Origin of the sequence: Streptomyces sp. NPDC004266 (assembly GCF_042874095.1) — a bacterium.
Lineage (GTDB): Bacteria > Actinomycetota > Actinomycetes > Streptomycetales > Streptomycetaceae > Streptomyces.
Window position 1 is genome coordinate 1 of record NZ_JBIAMM010000043.1, and the last position, 1,806, is coordinate 1,806.

General features: G+C 72.8%; 1 protein-coding gene and 1 pseudogene. One reads left to right on the forward strand and one right to left on the reverse strand.

What is annotated here, in order from left to right; translation table 11 throughout:
• Positions 1-954 (forward strand): Acg family FMN-binding oxidoreductase (locus ACFYUZ_RS39110; RefSeq protein ID WP_389317961.1); only part of this gene is annotated, 954 nt, incomplete at its 5' end.
• Positions 955-981: 27 nt separating this feature from the next.
• Here the strand turns inward: ACFYUZ_RS39110 and ACFYUZ_RS39115 are convergent.
• Positions 982-1,806: pseudogene (locus tag ACFYUZ_RS39115) on the reverse strand (glycoside hydrolase family 65 protein); the annotation flags it as partial.

Genomic DNA, 1,806 nt, shown 5'->3' on the forward strand with positions numbered 1-1,806 from the left:
TCGCTGGTCGAAGACGCCGTCACGGCCCCCTCGATGCACAACGCACAGCCGTGGAAGTTCGTCCACAGGACGGGCCCCGGAATCATCGAACTGCACGGGGATCCGCTGCGCGGCATGCCGCACGGGGACCCCGATCACCGGGCCCTGCACCTCGGCTGCGGCGCCGCCCTGTTCGGCCTGCGGGTCGCCGCCGCGTACCGGGGCCTGCGTCCGGTCGTGCAGCTGCTGCCGTCCCCCGGAGATCCCTGGCACTTCGCCGACGTCCGGTTCACCGGCCCCGATGACGCCGACAGCGATCTGGGCGGCCTCCATGCCGCCCTGGCGCGGCGGCACACCAGCCGCTTCCCCTTCACCGAGGAGCGGATCCCGCCCGAGGTGATCGACGGACTCCGTGCGGCTGCTCTGCTCGAAGGCTGCCGGCTGGTCGTGCCGGGCGAGTGGCATGCCGTCATGGTCATGGGTCTCGTCCACGCCTCCGCGCTGTACGAGGCCGCGGACGAGGCCGTACGGGCGGAGATCGCCGCCTGGACACGCACCGGTGCGGCCGGGGAAGGCCCCGACACCGAGGGCATCCCCGCGTACGCCCTCGGCCCGCGGCAGTACGACGTGACCTCCCCCGTCAGGGACTTCGACGCCCGTCGGCGGGTGCCCGGCCGTGAGGCGGTCCGCTTCGAGAAGAGGCCGCAGATCGCGCTGCTCGGCACGGCCGAGGACACCCCGGAGGACTGGCTGAGGGCCGGCCAGGCCATGCAGCGGGTCCTCCTGCGGGCCACCCTCGACGGCCTTGCCACCTCCCTCATGTCCCAGCCGCTGGAATGGCCCGAACTCCGCTCCGAAACACGCGATCCCGGCTCGACGACCGGCTTCGTCCACATGGTCTTCCGCCTGGGCTACGGCCCCGGGGGGCGTGCCACGCCGCGCCGTCCGGTCTCCGAGGTGCTCGCCTTCGACTGAACCGCCTCGCACGGACAAAGCCGCTCCTCACAGCCGGAACCAACGCTCCTGGCCGGGTGCGACGGTGACCCTCCGGTCACCCGGGAGGAAGACGGCGAGCGGGCCCGGGGACGAGGCGGGTACCCGGACGGCCAGCCGGCCGGGGAGCACCCGCAGGCGCACTCCTCGATGGCGGCCGACGCACAGGGTGAAGGTGAACCTGGGGATCTCCGCCAGCGGCACCGGGGCCACGCGAAGCCCCTCCGGCCCCGTTTCCAGGCCGGTGATCCCGCGTTCGACGAGGTCGATCGTGCCCGCCATCGCGCCGAGGTGGATGCCCTCGCCGGTCGTCCCGCCCTGGACGTCGGCCACGTCGGCGAGGAGGGCCTCCTCGCAGTACCGCCAGGCGTCGGCGCCCATCTGCCGGGCGAGCACCCACCCGTGGACGAGGCTGCTGAGCGTCGATCCGTGGCTGGTGCGCCGCAGGTAGTACGCGACGGTCGCCCGCCACACCCCGTCGTCCAGCCGGTAGCCGAGCCGGCCGAACAGGCCGTGAAGCTCCTCGGGCCGGAAGAGGTGGCCGAGCATGAGGGTGTCGGCCTGCTTCGACGCCTGGTAGCGGTTGACCGTGTCGCCCTCGGCCTCCAGGATCCGGTCGAGGCGGCGGATGTCGCCGTAGCGGGCGCGATACGCCTCCCAGTCGAGCTCCGCGAGGTCGCCGTATCCCTCGAACTGGCTCACCACCCCTTGGTGGAAAGGCACGTGGAGGCGGTGGGAGACGTCCTCCCAGCGGTCGAGTTCGCCTGCGTCCAGCGACAGTTGCTCCGAGAGTTCCGAGCGGCGGGCCTCGGGCAGGTCGCCGAGCAGGTCGAG